Below are 16,017 nucleotides of genomic sequence, written 5' to 3' on the forward strand. Positions count from 1 at the left end.
TACCTGCCGAATGACGGCATGCCAAATCACGATCTCGCATCCGTCACGAAATCCTGGGGTGCGGATCGGGCGTGGAGATTGCAAGCGCTTGCAGTTTTGCCCTACCGTTGCTGACCATGACCAGCGAATGGTGGCGCTCCGCCGCGATCTATCAGATCTACCCGCGCTCCTTCGCCGACGCGTCGGGCGACGGCGTCGGCGACCTCGTCGGCATCACGTCGAGGCTCCCCGAGCTCGCCGACCTCGGCGTCGACGTCGTGTGGCTGTCGCCGTTCATGACCTCGCCCCAGAAGGACGCCGGCTACGACGTCGCCGACTACTGCGACGTGGATCCGCTCTTCGGCACCCTCGACGACTTCGACGCGCTGCTCGCCCGCGCCCACGAGCTCGGCCTGCGCGTCATCGTCGACCTCGTGCCGAACCACTCCTCCGACCAGCACGTCTGGTTCCAGGAGGCGCTGGCCGCCGAGCCCGGCAGCCGCGCGCGCAGCCGCTACATGTTCCGCGACGGCAAGGGCGAAGACGGATCCGAGCCGCCGAACAACTGGGAGTCGATCTTCGGCGGGCCCGCATGGACCCGAGTCACCGAGGCCGACGGATCCCCCGGCCAGTGGTACCTGCACCTCTTCGACGAGTCGCAGCCCGACTTCGACTGGGGAAGCGCCGACGTGCGCGAGGAGTTCCGCCGGATCCTGCGCTTCTGGCTCGACCGCGGCGTCGACGGATTCCGCGTCGACGTCGCCCACGGCCTCGTCAAGGCCGACGAGCTGCCCGACTACACCCCGCCCGAGAACGCCGACTCGATGGGCGGCGTCGAACCCGTTCCCTACTGGGGCCAGGAGGGCGTGCACGAGGTCTACCGCGACTGGCGCCGGCTACTCGAGTCCTACGACGGCGAGCGCGTGCTCTGCGCCGAGGCGTGGATGCCCACGGTCGACGAGATCGCGCTCTGGGTGCGCCCCGACGAGATGCACCAGGCGTTCAACTTCTCGTACGTCATGAGCGAGTGGGATCCCATCGTCCTGCACGACGTGATCCACGAGTCCCTGCGCGCCTTCGGCGGCGTCGGCGCCCCCTCGACGTGGGTGCTCTCGAACCACGACGTCATCCGCCACGCCTCGCGCCTCGCGCTCGCGGCCGACTTCCCGCAGGGCCACGGCATCGGCCCGAACTCGCCCGGCAAGCCCGACCCCGTCGTCGGCCTGCGCCGCGCCCGCGCCGCGACGAGCATCATGCTCGCGCTGCCGGGATCTGCGTACATCTACCAGGGCGAGGAGCTCGGCCTGCCCGAGTTCATCGACCTGCCCGACGACGCCCGCCAGGATCCCACCTGGTTCCGGCTGAAGGGCGAGCGCTACGGCCGCGACGGCTGCCGCGTGCCGATCCCGTGGGAGTCGGACCGCCCCGCATACGGCTTCAGCGAGACCGGATCCTCGTGGCTCCCCCAGCCCGAGATGTGGGCCGACTACGCACGCGACCGGCAGGTCGGGGATCCGTCGTCGACGCTCGAGCTGTACCGCACGCTGCTGCGCCTGCGGAAGGAGCAGTCCGTCGCGACGCAGGTGCTCGAGTGGGTCGAGGGCCTGCCCTCGCAGACGCTCGCGTTCCGCGTCGGATCCATCACGGTCATCGCGAACCTCGGTCAGGATCCCGTCGCGATTCCCGCGGGCATGCGGGTGCTCGTCGCGAGCGGCTCGCTCGACGACGGCGCGATCCCCACCGACACGACCGTATGGCTCGCGGAGGACTGACGCGGTGGAAGGATAGGCGCTCGTGAGCATCACCGAGGTGGCCCAGGCGGCCGGAGTGTCGACCGCGACCGTGTCGCGCGCGCTTTCCGGGCGCGGATCCGTGTCCTCCGCCACCCGCGAGCGCGTCATGGCGGCCGCGCAGAGCCTCGGCTACGTCGTGTCGCAGGCCGCGTCGACGCTCGCCAGCGGCCGCAACCGCAACGTCGGCATCGTGCTGCCGTTCCTCGACAAGTGGTTCTTCACGCAGGTGCTCGACGGCGCACAGCAGCGGCTCATGCAGTTGGGCTACGACGTCACGCTCTACAACCTCGCCGGGAAAGGCGCCCCGCGCACGACGGTGTTCGAGCAGTTCCTCCTGCGCCAGCGGGTCGACGCCGTCATCGCCGTGTCGCTCGAGCTCACCGAGGGCGAGGTGCAGCGACTGCACGACCTCGACAAGCCCCTCGTCGGCGTCGGCGGCCCCATCGAGGGCGTGCGCACGCTCGCCGTCGACGACGTCGCCGCCGCCGAACTCGCCACCGAGCACCTCCTCGGGCTCGGCCACACGCGCATCGCCCACATCGGCGGCGACTCCGCCAGCGACCTCGACTTCCACCTGCCGACCAAGCGCCGCCGCGGCTACGAGAACGCCCTCACGGCCGCCGACGTCGAGGTCGAGGAGGCACTCGTCGTCGGCGCCGACTTCACCGTGCCCGGCGGATACCGCGCGGCCAAGCAGCTGCTCGGATCCCCCGCCTCCCAGCGCCCGACTGCGATCTTCGCCGCGAGCGACGAGATGGCGTTCGGCGCCATCCTCGCCGCCCGCGACCTCGGGCTCGTCGTGCCCCACGACGTCTCCATCGTCGGCGTCGACGACCACAACATGGCCGACTTCTTCGGCCTCACGACCATCGCGCACCACCCGCGCCGCCAGGGCGCCCTCGCCGTCGACTGCCTCATGGCCGAGCTCGAACCCGACGCCGACGCCGCCCCCGAGCTCGAGTCGATGCCGTTCGAGCTCGTGGTGCGGTCGTCGACGGCGCGGCCGCGGGCCTGAGGGGCCGCCCGCTGAGCGATCCGGCCCGCACCCGCACCCTGGATCCGCAGGCCTTCGCGTTCGTGCGCTCGGCGCGCTGAGGTAAGGACGATGCGCCGAGAATCGCGATCTGGGGCCGAAATCCCCTTGCCTCAGCGCATTCCCCTTGTCTCAGAACATGGATCCGCGCGCGATCCGGGGATCAGTGCCCCGCGCCGAGGCCTCCCGACAGGCGGCGGTGGATGTCACCCGAGGCGTCTTCGATGCCCTCGATGACGACGTGCTTGTCATGCTGCTCGTACTTCGTGACGACGGCGTCGAGCGCGGCGACGGTCGAGGCGTCCCACACGTGCGAGTGGGTCATGTCGATGACGATGCGCTCGGGGTCGTCGGCGTACTCGAACTGCGTCGTGAGGTCGTTGCTCGAGGCGAAGAAGAGCTCGCCGCGCACGGTGTAGCGGGCGACGGCGTCGCCCTCGATGACGCGCGTGACGCTGACGAAGTGGGCGACGCGGCGCGCGAACATCACCATCGCGGTGAGCACGCCGAGCACGACGCCGATCGCGAGGTTGTCGGTGAGCACGGTCGCGATGACGGTGATCACCATGACCGCCGTCTCGCTCTTCGGCATCATCCTGAGGGTCGCGGGGCGGATGCTGTGCCAGTCGAACGTCAGGTACGACACGATGATCATTACGGCGACGAGGGCCGCCATCGGAATGATCGCGATGACGTCGCCGAGCGCGACGACGAGGATCAGCAGGAACACGCCCGCGAGGAACGTCGAGAGGCGCGTGCGGGCGCCCGACGCCTTGACGTTGATCATCGTCTGGCCGATCATCGCGCAGCCGCCCATGCCGCCGAACAGGCCCGAAAGCACGTTGGCGATGCCCTGGCCGACGGCCTCGCGCGGCTTGCGCGAGTGCGTGTCGGTGATGTCGTCGACGAGCTTCGCCGTCATGAGCGACTCGAGCAGACCGACGACGGCCACGGCGAGCGCGAACGGCGCAATGATCTGCAGCGTCTCGAACGTGAGCGGCACGTTCGGGAACAGCAGCGTCGGGAGGCTCTCGGGCAGCTCGCCCTGGTCGCCGACTGTCGGCACGTCGATCTGGAAGACCACGACCACGGCGGTGAGCACGACGATCGCGATGAGCGGCGCGGGGATCGCCTTGAGGAACTTCGGCACCACGAAGAGGATCACCAGCCCGGCCGCCACGAGCGGATAGACCATCCAGGGCACGCCGTGCCAGACCCAGTCGTGGGTGTCGAGGCCGAGCTGCGGCAGCTGCGAGAGGAAGATGAGAATGGCGAGCGCGTTGACGAACCCGACCATGACGGATCGCGGGATGAAGCGCATGAGCTTCGCGACGCCCAGCACACCGAGCACGATCTGGATCAGGCCGCCGAGCAGCACCGTCGCGATGAGGTAGTCGACCCCGTGCTCGCGCGCGACCGGGGCCACGACGAGGGCGACGGCGCCCGTGGCCGCCGTGATCATCGCGGGGCGTCCGCCGACGAACGCGATCGCCACGGCCATGATGAACGACGAGAACAGGCCGAGGCGCGGATCCACGCCCGCGATGATCGAGAACGCGATCGCCTCGGGGATGAGGGCGATCGCGACGACGAGGCCGGCGAGCGTCTCCCGCGTGAGGAGGCGCGGGCTCTTGAGCGCCTGCAGCACTGTGGGCTCGATGCGGTAGCGGGAGGCGGGATCCTTCGCGGGGGCGACCGTGGTCATGCGACTCCTCGGCGTGGTGACAGGGCTGGACAGGGGGATCTCCGGGCGCACCATCGCGCGGATCGCCGACACAGGTCGACGCGGAAGAATGGGGAGACGGTTCAGATGCGAACCTCGTGAAGCCTACCCTAACGTAAGGGGAGGGTTCAATGCTCCTCTGCGCCCGCCCCCGAGGGAGACCGCGATGACGAAGACCGCCGTGATGCACATCGGCGAGCTGGCCGGCCGCACGGGCCTCTCCCTGCGGACGATCCGCCACTACGACGAGGTCGGCCTCGTCAAGCCGTCAGGCAGGTCCGACGGCGGCTTCCGCGAATACGGCGAGGCCGACCTCGACCGCCTCATGCTCATCCGCCGCATGAAGCCCCTCGGCTACAGCCTCGAGCAGATGGCCGAGCTGCTCGACGTCATCGACGCCCGCGCCGGCGGCGAGCACTCCGCCGAGGCCGACGAAGCCCTCGAGCGCTTCCGCGCCGACGCGGCCGCCCGCCGCGAGAAACTCGCCACCCAGCTCGAGATGGCCGACGAGTTCATCGCGCAGCTGCGCGGGCGCTGACGATTCGTCGAGACCCCCGGGCGGATCCGGCGGAATCGCCAGCGCGCGAGCCTCGAGTGACGGACGCCCACGAATAGCCACGACACGCCCTCTGCCGCCGTTGCGACAGGGCGTGTCGTGGCGACTCAGCGAGGGCTCCCACTCACCGGGAGCGACGGCGGAAGAATCGCTTGCCCACCGGACCCGTCCGTGTCACACTCGTGGGAAACGGAAAGCGCTTACCCACTCAGGGGCGCCCTCGACGAGAGCAAGGAAGCATCATCGTGATCGACACGACCCCCGCCGTCCGCGAGATCGGCATCATCATGAACGGCGTCTCCGGGCGCATGGGCTACCGCCAGCACCTCGTGCGCTCGATCCTCGCGATCCGCGACGCGGGCGGCTTCGAGCTGTCCGACGGCACCAAGGTCACCGTGCGCCCGCTGCTCGTCGGCCGCAGCGAGGCGAAGCTCGCCGAGATCGCCGCCGAGCACGGCATCGAGGACTACACGACCGACCTCGACGCGGCGCTCGCCGACCCGAAGTGGGAGATCTACGGCGACTTCCTCGTCACGAAGGCGCGGAGCGCGGCGCTCCGCAAGGCGATCTCGGCCGGCAAGACCATCTACACCGAGAAGCCGACGGCCGAGTCGCTCGAGGAGGCCCTCGAGATCGCGCAGCTTGCGAAGGACGCGGGCGTGAAGGCGGGCGTCGTGCACGACAAGCTCTACCTGCCGGGCCTGCAGAAGCTCAAGCGCCTTATCGACTCGGGCTTCTTCGGGCGGATCCTCTCCGTGCGCGGCGAGTTCGGGTACTGGGTCTTCGAGGGCGACTGGCAGGACGCGCAGCGCCCCAGCTGGAACTACCGCACGGAGGACGGTGGCGGCATCATCGTCGACATGTTCCCCCACTGGAACTACGTGCTCGAGAACCTCTTCGGCGAGGTCGAGAGCGTCTACGCGCACGCCTCGACGCACATCCCCGAGCGCTGGGACGAGGCCGGCGAGAAGTACACGGCGACCGCGGAGGACGCGGCGTACGGCATCTTCGAGCTCCCAGGCGGCGCGATCGCGCAGATCAACTCGAGCTGGACCACGCGCGTCGACCGCGACGAGCTCGTCCAGTTCCACGTCGACGGCACGCACGGATCCGCCGTCGTGGGCCTGTTCGGCGCCAAGATCCAGGAGCGCAACGCCACCCCGAAGCCCGTGTGGAACCCGGACCTCGAGGACCAGATCGACTACGACGCGACCTGGCAGAAGCTCCCGACCAACGACGTGTTCCTCAACGGCTTCCGCCAGCAGTGGCAGGAGTTCCTCACGAGCTACGTCCTGGGCACCGACTACCCCTTCGACCTCCTCGCCGGCGCGCGCGGCGTGCAGCTCGCCGAGGCCGGCCTGGAGTCGAGCCGCACCGGCGCCAAGGTCGCGCTTCCCGCGCTCTCGCTGGACTGACGGCCATGAGCGACACCCTCACCCTGCTGGCGGCGGACGGATCCGTCACCTCCGCGCCCCTGAACGACGCGCCGGGCTTCGACAAGCCCGCGGCCGGGCTGCGCTCGCGCGTAGCCTTCGCCGCCGCCCACGTCACCCCGCTCACGTGGGCCGACAACACGCCGGGCCAGCCCGCCGAGATCGACTGGGACGCGACACTCGGATTCCGCCGTGCGGTCTACTCGTGGGGCCTCGGCGTGGCCGACGCCATGGACACGGCGCAGCGCAACATGGGCCTCGACCCCGCCGCCGTGCGCGAGCTCATCGCGCGGAGCGCGCAGGTTGCCCGCGAGGAGGGCGGCCAGGTCGCCGTCGGCGTCAACACCGACCACCTCGAGAGCGAGACCGCCTCCCTGGCGGAGATCGTCGACGCGTACAAGGCTCAGCTGCACCACGCCGAGGAGCACGGCGCGATCCCCGTGCTCATGGCGAGTCGCCACCTCGCGCGCGCCGCCGGATCCGCCGACGACTACCGGCGGGTCTACCGAGCCGTCCTGGACGCGGCGACCACCCCCGTGGTCCTGCACTGGCTCGGGACCGCGTTCGATCCGCTGCTCGCGGGCTACTTCGGATCCGAGGCCTGGACCGCCGCGGCCGACGTCCTCGTGGACATCATCGCGGCGGATCCCGCCAAGATCTCCGGCGTGAAGATGAGCCTGCTGGACGCCGACGCCGAGGTGGCCGTGCGCGAGCGCCTCCCCGAGGGCGTGCGGATGTACACGGGCGACGACTTCAACTACGTCGGCCTCATCGGCGGCGCCGACGTGCCGCAGGCGACGCAGCCGGAGCGCTCCGCCGGCACCGACCGCACCCACTCGGACGCGCTCCTCGGCGCGTTCGCGGCAATCACGCCGGTCGCGTCGGCGGCCATCCAGGCGCTCGACGCGGGCGACGCCGATCGGTACTACGCGCTCCTTTCGCCCACCGAGGCGCTCAGCCGCCAGGTCTTCGCGGCGCCGACGTTCTACTACAAGACGGGCGTGGCCTTCCTCGCCTGGCTGAACGGCCACCAGGCGGCGTTCCAGATGGTCGGCGGCTTGCACTCCGCGCGGAGCCTGCCCCACCTCAGCGAGATCGTGCGGCTCGCCAACGCGGCGCACGCGCTGGAGGATCCGCACCTCGCGGTAGAGCGCTGGCACGACATGCTCGCCCTGAACGGAGTCACGCGATGACCGCCCCGCACCCCCGCCTGTCGATCAACCAGGCGACGATCAAGAAGACGACGGTCGCCGAGGCCATCGCCGTCACGCGCGAGGCCGGCATCGAGGCGATCGGGCTCTGGCGCGAGCAGGTGCAGGAGGCGGGCCTCGACGAGTCGGTGCGCATGATCGCCGACTCGGGCCTGCGCTATTCGACGCACTGCCGCGGCGGCTGGTTCACGGCCGAGGAGGGACCCGCGCGCGTGGCCGCCCTCGACGACAACCGCCGAGCGATCGACGAGACCGCGGCCCTGGCCGCCGCGGGCGCGCCCGGATCGAAGGCGGCGCTCGTCATCGTCGTGGGCGGGCTACCGGAGGGATCCCGCGACCTCGTCGGCGCGCGCGAACGCGTGCGCGACGCGGTCGCCCGGCTCGCGCCGCACGCCGAGGCGTCGGGCGTGCAGCTCGCGCTCGAGCCCCTGCACCCCATGTACGCCTCGGACCGGTCCGTCCTCTCCACGCTCGATCAGGCCCTCGACATCGCGGGCGACTTCGCCCCCGGGGTTGTCGGCGTCACGGTCGACACGTTCCACCTCTGGTGGGATCCGCAGGTCCTCGACAAGGTCGCGCGCGCGGGCCGCGAGGGGCGCATCGCGTCGTACCAGGTGTGCGACTGGAAGACGCCGCTTGAGGCCGACAACCTCCTCTCGCGCCACTACCCCGGCGACGGCGTGATCGACTTCGGGCCCATGACCCGCGCCGTGGAGGCGACCGGCTACACGGGCGACATCGAGGTGGAGCTGCTGAACCAGGCGATCTGGGACACGGATCCGGCCACGGCCGTCGCCCGCACGATCGCGGGCTTCGAGCGGGCCGTTGCACCCTTCCTCGCGGGCGCCCCGGTATCCTCCAGGGCATGACCTCACCGCCCGCCTCCCGCGCGCCGCAGCGCGCGGCGACGCTCCACGACGTCGCCCGGGAGGCGGGCGTTTCCCTGGCCACCGCGTCGCGCGTGCTCAATGGATCCACCCGCCGCGTCGCGGACTCATACCGCGAGAAGGTCGAGGCGGCCGCCGCCGCGCTCGGGTACTCCGCGAACCTCTCCGCCCAGGCCACGGCCCGCGGCACCTCGGCGACGCTCGCGCTCCTCGTCGCGAACATCGCCGACTCGTACTTCTCCCAGATCGCGGCCGGCGTCGCCGAGGCCGCCGACGGCGAGAACCTCGTTGTGACGATCGGGATCACCGACCGCTCCCCCGAGCGCGAGGCGCAGCTCGTGCGCTCCCTGCGCGGCCAGCGGCCCCGCGGCATCGTGCTCGCCGCCTCCCGCGCCCATCAGGCGCAAAACCCGCAGCTCACGCAGGCGCTCCAGGCGCTCGAGGAATCCGGGGGCACGATCGTGACCCTCGGATCCGCCGCCGAGGGCGTCACGAGCCGCGTGGTCGGGATCGACAACCGCGGCGGGACCCGCGAGCTGGGATCCACCCTCGCCGCCCTCGGCTACCGTTCCGCCCTCGTCATCGCCGCCATGGACGGGCTCGTCACGAGCGACGACCGCGTCGGGGGCTTCGTCGAGGGCTTCACGGCGGGCGGCGGATCCGCCCCCGAGGTGCTCCGCGGATCCCTCACCCGCGACGCCGGCTACGCGATCATGGCGGGCGCCCTCAAGCGCGGCGTGCCGGAGGGGACCGTCGTGTTCGGCGTCTCCGACGTCGTGGCCTTCGGCGCCATGTCGGCCGTGCGCGACGCGGGCCGCGCCGTCGGCTCCGACATCGCGATCGCGGGCTTCGGCGACATCGACACGGGCCGCGACATCGTGCCGTCGCTGACGACCGCGCATGCCCCGCTCGAGGAGCTCGGGCGCCTTGCGGTCGAGGCGGCGACCGCGGAGACCTGGGTGAACCCGGATCCGCTGCCCGTCGAGGTGCTCGTGCGCGACAGCACGCCCCCGCGCGCCGCCTGACGCGCCGCTCGACGCGGGCGGGCGGCCTACGCCGCGTGGGCGCCGCGGCCGGGGATCTCGCGCGGGGCGGGGGCGGGCGTCGCGGGCTCCTCGGATCCGTGGACCTCGCGGTGCAGGCGCTCCATCTTCGCGTCCAGCTCGCTCGCGGTGAGCGCCGCCGCGCGCAGATCGTCGAGGAGGCCGGCGGGCACCTGCTTGTCGTACTTGTAATAGATCTTGTGCTCGAGGCTCGCCCAGAAGTCCATGGCGATCGTGCGGAACTGCACCTCGACCGGCACGTGCACCGTGCCGCGCGGCAGGAACACGGGCACCTCCACGACCGCGTGCAGGCTCTTGTAGCCGTTTTCCTTGGGGTGGGCGATGTAGTCCTTCACGGTCATGACCCGCACGTCGTCCTGGCCGCACAGCAGCTCGAACAGCCGGTACGCGTCGCTCACGAAGCTGCAGGTGACGCGCACGCCCGCGACGTCGAGGATCTCGGCGCGAATCGCGTCCAGCGTGGGCTCGACGCCCTTGCGCTGGACCTTCTCGATCATGGAGTCGACGCTCTTGACCCGGCTGGACAGGTGCTCGATGGGGTTGTGGGAGTGCTGATGCTCGAAGTCGTCGCGCAGGATCTCGAGCTTCGTCTCGATCTCCCGCATCCCGAACCGGTACTCGTTGAGGAAGCGCTGCATGTCGTCGCGCAGCTCGCGCGCGCGGGCGAGGACGCTCTCGTCCACCTGAACCTGGGCCATGACCGCAGGCTACGGGCCCCGGCTGACACTGCGTATGCGCCGGCTATGGATCCGCCGTGGCCCGCCGGTTCGCTACGCTCGGCCCATGACGCGCGACGTCCCGACCGAGATCCGCGGAATCCCCCTCATCGATGGGCGCACGTCGCCGCGCGCGGGCCGCTCGGATCCGCTCGTCGCGACCTCGGCCGGGCGCGTGCGCGGGTTCTGGCGCGGCGACTGCGCGACCTTCCTCGGCATCCCGTACGCGGCGGCGCCGGTGGGCCAGGCCGCATACGAGGCGCCCGTCCCGCACGCGGGGTGGAACGGGATCCGCGACGCCACGCGGCAGGGCGCGACGCCTCAGCGAGGCGACAACGGCGTCACGCTCATCCCGGAGCCGAGCGTGCCGGGGCGGGAGACGCTCAACGTCAACGTCTTCACGCCGGATCCGTCGCGCCGCGCCGGGCTGCCCGTCATCGTCTACATTCACGGCGGGGCGTATTCGTCCGGCTCCATCGCGAGCCCCTGGTACGACGGCGCCTCCTTCGCCCGCGACGGGGTCGTGACGGTCACCCTGTCGTACCGGATCGCGCACGCCGGGTTCGCGGGCGTGCGCGGCGCCCCGCACAACCGCGGCGTGCGCGACTGGCTGCTCGCGCTCGCCTGGGTCCAGGAAAACGCCCGGGCGTTCGGCGGCGACCCGGATCGCGTCACCCTCGCGGGGCAGTCGGCCGGCGGCGGCGCCGTGCTCACCCTCCTCGGCATGCCCGCCGCCCGCAGGCTCTTCCATGCCGCGTGGAGCATGTCGCCGACGCTCGCGCACCTGACCGCGGAGGACGCGCTGCGCCTCGGCGACCGGATCGCCGCCGAGGCCGGGTGCGCGAACGCCCCCGCGGCGCTCGCGGCGCTCCCCCGCGGCGTCCTCTCCGAGGCGCAGAAGCCGCATATCCGCGGCGGGTCCAGTCCCGCCGCGCTCCGCCGCACGCTCTCACGAGGCCTCCACGTCGGGCCCGTCGTCGACGGCGACCTGATCCCGCGCCCCACGCTCGAGGCGCTCGCCGGCGGCGAGGGCGCGTCCGTGCCGCTCGTGGTCGGCTCGACCGACGACGAGTTCTCGATGGTCCTCGACCGGCACCGGCGCGCGCTCCGCCTCCTGCCCGCCGCCCCGCTCCTCGCGCTCGTCGGGCTGCACGGCGCCCGGCGCCGCGCGTATCGGCGCGCGAACGGCGACGTGCGTGGCACCGCGAACGTCCTCGGGCGCTACGCCACCGACGCGCTCTTCCGGCGCCATGTCGCCGCCGTCGCTGCCGCCCGCGGGCCCGAGCGCACGTGGACCTACCGGTTCTCCTGGCCCTCGCCGGCCACGGGCTGGGCCACGCACTGCCTCGACCTGCCGTTCTTCTTCGACGTGCCCCACGCCCACGGCGTCGCGCGCATCGCGGGCGAGAATCCGCCCGCCTCCCTGGCCGACGCCGTGCACGGATCCGCCACCCGCTTCGCGCGGACCGGCGCGCCGGGGTGGGACGCCGCTCTGACGCGGGTGTTCGATGTCGAGACGCGCGACGTGGCGGACGGCTACGCGTCCGTCGCGCCGCTCGCCGCGCCGACCCCTACGACAGCGCCGGGATGACCTGGCGCTCGAAGAGCTCCACGCCCGACGTGTCGTACGCCAGCTCGGGGAAGTACCCGATCGCGTAGTGCACGCCCGCGTCCCGCAACGCCGCGAGGCGCTCTGTGACCTGCTCGACCGTACCGACGCCGGGCGCGCCCTGGGCGAAGTTCTGCACGTAATCGGCGTGCTCCACGCCGAGGTGCGGCGCCAGGCGATCCGCCACCGCCGCCACGCGATCGGCGACCTCCCGCTCCGTCTCCCCGATCACGACGTTGAGGTTCGTCGAGCGGGTGATCTCCGCGTGGTCGCGCCCGATCGCCTCGCAGTGGCCGCGGAGCACCTCGTCCTTGTGCCGGAACGTCTCGAGCTCGCCGGATCCGAAGTTCGTGTACTGCGCGTACTGCGCCGCGATCTTCAGCGTCACCTTCTCTCCCCCTCCCGAGATCCACAGCGGGATCCCGCCCTCCTGCACGGGCATCGGCCGCACGATCGCGCCGTCGACCTGGTAGTACCGGCCGTCGAGGCTCGCGGATCCCGTCGTCCACGCCTGCCGCATGATGTCGACGCCCTCCCTGAGCGCCCGCAGCCGGTCGCCGATCGCGGGGAAGCCGTACCCGTACGCGCGCCACTCGTGCTCGTACCAGCCGCCGCCGATGCCCATCTCGACCCGGCCCGCCGACACGTGATCCACCGTCGCCGCCACCTTCGCGAGGTAGGCCGGGTTGCGGTAGCCCATGCACGTGCACATCTGCCCCAGCCGGACCCGCGACGTCGACGCCGCGAACGCCGACATCAGGCTCCACGCCTCGTGCGTCGCCTCGTCGCTCGCCACCGGCGTCGTGTGAAAGTGGTCGTACACCCAGATCGACTCCCACGGGCCCTCGTCAGCCCGCTGAGCGAGGGCGCGCATCGTCTGCCACTGGTCGGACGGATCGATGCCGACGAGATCGAATCGCCAGCCTTGCGGGATGAATGTTCCGAAGCGCATGAGCGTCAGGTTAGTGGGTGGCGGGGTCGTGCGGGGGGCTGTGCGGGATGCTTGGCGCCGCTCCGCGATTGGTTTCCGCCGGCGCATCCCGCGCGCTCGTTCCTCGCGCGCCCGCCAGACCCGAGCGACCGCTCGAACGGCGGCCTACCGGATGACGACCGCGTGCGGCATGCGCGCCTGCATCACCTCGATGGCGCGAGGGCTGCCGTCGACGAGGACTGCCTGGCGGCCGAGGCGCGAGGCCACCGCGCCCGTGGTGCCGGATCCGGCGAAGAAGTCGAGCACGCGGTCGCCGGGGCGGGTGGACGCCTTGATCATGCGCGCGAGGATCCCCTCGGGCTTCTGCGTCGGGTAGCCGGTGCGCTCAGGTCCGCTCGTCGGCACGATCGTGTGCCACCAGACGTCCGTCGGGAGCTTGCCGCGCGCCGCCTTGTCGACGTCGACAAGCCCCGGCGCCATGTACGGCTCGCGGTCGATCGCGTCGGAGTCGAAGTGGTACCGGTCCGGATCCTTGACATAGACGAGGATCGTGTCGTGCTTCGTGGGCCAGCGCGACTTGCTCTTCGCCCCGTAGTCGTAGGCCCAGATGATCTCGTTGAGGAAGTGATCGCGCCCGAAGACCGCGTCGAGCATCACCTTCGCGTAGTGCGCCTCGCGGTAGTCGAGGTGCAGGTAGAGCGTGCCGTCGTCGGCCAGGAGGCGCCACGCCTCGCTCAGACGCGGCTCGAGGAACGCCCAGTAGTCGTCGAAACGGTCGTCGAAGGTCGTCAGGGTCTGGCGGATTCGCTCGTACTTGCGGCCGTGGAACCCGTTCCAGACCGGGTTCTCGGTCGCGTGCAGGAAATCCTCGCCGAATAGCGCGCCGTCCGGGTCGTCGGCGACGTTGCCGATGTGGACGGCATCGGGCGCGTGCGTGACGCGCTGCGTCGTGTGCTGCCGCTTGCGGCCCGTGTTGAAGGGGGGATCCAGGTAGATCATCGTGAAGGCGGCGTCCGGAAGCTTCTGGATGACCTCGAGGTTGTCGCCGTGGTGGATCGCGACGGGCGCGCCGAGGGACAGACCCCGTTGCGGGGCGGGGTCGACGGCGGTCACGGGACCCGGTGCAGCCAGGCGTCGGTGTCGAACTTCGTCCGCACGAGCTCCTCAGCCTCGGCGTATTCCTCGGGGGTAATGGATCCGCGCGTCGCGCCCGTCAGCCGCGCGAACACGTCCATGAAGGCGTCGATGATCGCCCGGCGCTCCATGCCGGTCTGGGAGCGCAGGGGGTCCACGCGCTTGGCGGCCGAGGTCGTGCCCTTGTCGCTGAGCTTCTCGCGGCCGATGCGGAGCACCTCGGTCATGACCTCGCCGTCGATGTCGTAGCTGAGGGTCGCGTGGTGCAGGATCCCGCCGTTCGCGAGGCGCTTCTGCGCGGCGCCGCCGATCTTGCCCTCGGGGCTCGCGATGTCGTTGAGGCCCTGGTACGTCGCGCGGATCCCCACCGACTCGAGCGCCTGCAGCACCCAGTCGTCGAGGTACGCGTACGAGTCGGCGAAGGTGAGGCCCGCGACGAGCGAGGCGGGCACGTAGAGCGAGTACGTGATGATCTGCTCGGCGCCCATGAGCATGGCGCCGCCACCCGAGATGCGGCGCACGACCTCGAAGCCGTGCTTCTCGGCGCCGGCCGGATCCACCTCGTTGCGGTACGACTGGAAGGATCCGATGACGACCGCCGAGCGGTCCCACTCCCAGATGCGCAGCGTCGGGGTGCGGCGCCCCGCGCCGACGCGGGAGGTGAGCACCTCGTCGAGGGCGAGGTTCATGAGCGGCGAGACGGCCGGGTCGTCGACGATCTCCCACGCGAAGTCGGACCACGTCGATGCGGTCACGAGCGCGCGGCGGGTGGCCGTCCCGACGGCCTCGGGGGTGAAGCCGATCAGCTGCGCGCCCTCCGGTAGCGCGCGCCGGATCGCCGAGGCGATCGCCGGAACCTCGGCGGTGTCGGGCATGCCGAGGACGGCGGCGTTGATGTCGCCGAGCGCGTCGTCCGGCTCGAGGAAGAAGTCCCCCGCGAGCGCGAACTCGCTGATCCGGCCGTCCGTCACCTCGAGATCGACGACGACGAGCTTGCCGCCGGGGACCTTATATTCGCCGTGCATGCCTTAAGCGTACGCGGCCGCCGCTCTCAGGAACGGGGGAAGCGGGCGTCAAGCCACCCGAGGATGTCGGCGCGCACGCGCTCCTGGACGAACCCGTTGAGGATCTCGTGCCGCCCCTCGTAGACGTGGGTCGTCACGTCGGTGAACCCCGAGCGCCGGCGATACGCCTCCGCGAGCCGGTGCACGGACCGCGGCCCGCCCACGGCGTCGTCGCGGCCGACGAGCAGCAGCGTCGGAGTGTCGGGGAGGCCTCGCCGGGGGCGCCCGACGAGGCGCAAGGTGTTCAGTGGACCGAAGGCCCTCGCGAGGGGCGTCTGGGTCATGAGCGGATCCGCGAGCGCCTCGTCCTGCACGGCCGGATCCTCCGAGATCCACTCGTTGCCCTTCGCGCCGGGCCCGGCCCAGCGCGCGTTGAGCGGCGCGGCGTTGAGGGATCCGGGCCAGCGGAGGGCGGATCCGACGAGCACGATCCCGTCGTATGCGCCGGGGTGGTCGTTCACGAGGATCTGCGCGAGGAACGACCCCCACGAGTGCCCGAGGATGACGAACGGGACGCCGGGGTTCTCGTCGCGCGCGATCTGCGACATGCGCCAGGCGGCGTCTTCGGCGGCGCGGTGGCCGCCGGCGCCGAGGTGCGCGAGGCGCTCGGCCCGGCCGTGCTGCTCCATGCCCGTGCGGCCGTGCCCGCGGTGGTCGTCGGCGTACGCCGCCCACCCCGCCGCGGCGAGCGCGTCGAGGAGCGCGCCGTAGCGCCCCGCGTGCTCGCCGACGCCGTGGAGCACGTGGACGACGCCGCGGGGCGGGCCGTCCGGGCGCCGCACGTCGTAGTGAATCCGGGTTCCGAGTCGGTCGACGAAGGAGGCCATGCGCCGATCATCCCACCCGCCGGGACGCGCGGGATCCGCCCCGCCGCGCGGGCGACC

14 protein-coding genes are annotated in these 16,017 nt (G+C 71.6%); 8 read left to right on the top strand and 6 right to left on the bottom strand.

Translation table 11 applies throughout. The annotated features are described in order from the left end of the window. Nucleotides 1-116 precede the first annotated feature (116 nt). Together GJQ66_RS08680 and GJQ66_RS08685 are read left to right on the top strand one after the other, a co-directional pair. Nucleotides 117-1,751 carry an alpha-amylase family glycosyl hydrolase gene (locus GJQ66_RS08680; protein ID WP_155048944.1) on the top strand — a complete coding sequence of 545 codons (1,635 nt, stop codon included), beginning with the start codon at nt 117-119 and terminating at the stop codon, nt 1,749-1,751. Nucleotides 1,752-1,773: 22 nt separating this feature from the next. After that, a complete protein-coding gene (locus GJQ66_RS08685) occupies nt 1,774-2,787 on the top strand; it encodes a LacI family DNA-binding transcriptional regulator (protein WP_368732825.1) in 1,014 nt (337 codons plus the stop codon). Nucleotides 2,788-2,968: 181 nt separating this feature from the next. On the opposite strand, the gene GJQ66_RS08690 is transcribed toward GJQ66_RS08685, so the two are convergent. Next, entirely contained in the window at nt 2,969-4,510 is a 1,542-nt protein-coding gene (locus GJQ66_RS08690) for a SulP family inorganic anion transporter (RefSeq protein ID WP_155048945.1), read from the bottom strand. A gap of 184 nt (nt 4,511-4,694) precedes the next feature. Between GJQ66_RS08690 and GJQ66_RS08695 the strand changes: the two genes are divergently transcribed. From GJQ66_RS08695 to GJQ66_RS08715, 5 genes are all read left to right on the top strand, one after another. Further along, complete coding sequence (locus tag GJQ66_RS08695; RefSeq protein ID WP_155048946.1) at nt 4,695-5,066, top strand: MerR family transcriptional regulator; 372 nt, start codon at nt 4,695-4,697, stop codon at nt 5,064-5,066. 305 nt (nt 5,067-5,371) lie between these two features. Next, nucleotides 5,372-6,499: a Gfo/Idh/MocA family protein gene (locus GJQ66_RS08700; protein ID WP_155048984.1), complete on the top strand. Its 1,128-nt coding sequence runs from the start codon at nt 5,372-5,374 to the stop codon at nt 6,497-6,499. A gap of 5 nt (nt 6,500-6,504) precedes the next feature. Beyond that, nucleotides 6,505-7,710, top strand: a complete 1,206-nt coding sequence (locus GJQ66_RS08705) for a DUF993 family protein (RefSeq protein WP_155048947.1) — start codon at nt 6,505-6,507, stop codon at nt 7,708-7,710. Beyond that, nucleotides 7,707-8,597 (top strand): sugar phosphate isomerase/epimerase, encoded by an 891-nt coding sequence (locus GJQ66_RS08710; RefSeq protein ID WP_155048948.1) that lies wholly within the window; start codon nt 7,707-7,709, stop codon nt 8,595-8,597. The genes GJQ66_RS08705 and GJQ66_RS08710 overlap by 4 nt, the downstream gene beginning before the upstream one ends. Further along, nucleotides 8,594-9,640 carry a LacI family DNA-binding transcriptional regulator gene (locus tag GJQ66_RS08715; protein WP_155048949.1) on the top strand — a complete coding sequence of 349 codons (1,047 nt, stop codon included), beginning with the start codon at nt 8,594-8,596 and terminating at the stop codon, nt 9,638-9,640. Before GJQ66_RS08710 ends, GJQ66_RS08715 begins: the two co-directional genes overlap by 4 nt. 26 nt (nt 9,641-9,666) lie before the next feature. Here the strand turns inward: GJQ66_RS08715 and GJQ66_RS08720 are convergent, their stop codons facing one another. After that, complete coding sequence (locus GJQ66_RS08720; RefSeq protein ID WP_155048950.1) at nt 9,667-10,377, bottom strand: GTP pyrophosphokinase family protein; 711 nt, start codon at nt 10,375-10,377, stop codon at nt 9,667-9,669. Between the two features lie 85 nt (nt 10,378-10,462). On the opposite strand from GJQ66_RS08720, the gene GJQ66_RS08725 reads away from it, so the two are divergent. Further along, on the top strand, nt 10,463-11,986 hold the full coding sequence (locus GJQ66_RS08725) for a carboxylesterase/lipase family protein (protein WP_155048951.1): 1,524 nt from the start codon (nt 10,463-10,465) through the stop codon (nt 11,984-11,986). On the opposite strand, the gene GJQ66_RS08730 is transcribed toward GJQ66_RS08725, so the two are convergent. The 4 genes from GJQ66_RS08730 to GJQ66_RS08745 all read right to left on the bottom strand — a co-directional run bounded on the left by GJQ66_RS08730 (nt 11,967) and on the right by GJQ66_RS08745 (nt 15,960). Beyond that, entirely contained in the window at nt 11,967-12,956 is a 990-nt protein-coding gene (locus GJQ66_RS08730) for an LLM class F420-dependent oxidoreductase (protein WP_155048952.1), read from the bottom strand. The genes GJQ66_RS08725 and GJQ66_RS08730 overlap by 20 nt on opposite strands. A 144-nt stretch (nt 12,957-13,100) precedes the next feature. After that, nucleotides 13,101-14,015 (bottom strand): site-specific DNA-methyltransferase, encoded by a 915-nt coding sequence (locus GJQ66_RS08735; protein WP_230379489.1) that lies wholly within the window; start codon nt 14,013-14,015, stop codon nt 13,101-13,103. A 29-nt stretch (nt 14,016-14,044) separates the two neighbouring features. Continuing rightward, nucleotides 14,045-15,094, bottom strand: a complete 1,050-nt coding sequence (locus GJQ66_RS08740) for a biotin/lipoate A/B protein ligase family protein (protein ID WP_155048953.1) — start codon at nt 15,092-15,094, stop codon at nt 14,045-14,047. A gap of 26 nt (nt 15,095-15,120) precedes the next feature. Next, complete coding sequence (locus tag GJQ66_RS08745; RefSeq protein ID WP_155048954.1) at nt 15,121-15,960, bottom strand: alpha/beta fold hydrolase; 840 nt, start codon at nt 15,958-15,960, stop codon at nt 15,121-15,123. Nucleotides 15,961-16,017 lie beyond the last annotated feature (57 nt).

The sequence above is a fragment of the Microbacterium sp. ZXX196 genome (assembly GCF_009709595.1).
Taxonomy (GTDB): domain Bacteria; phylum Actinomycetota; class Actinomycetes; order Actinomycetales; family Microbacteriaceae; genus Microbacterium; species Microbacterium excoecariae.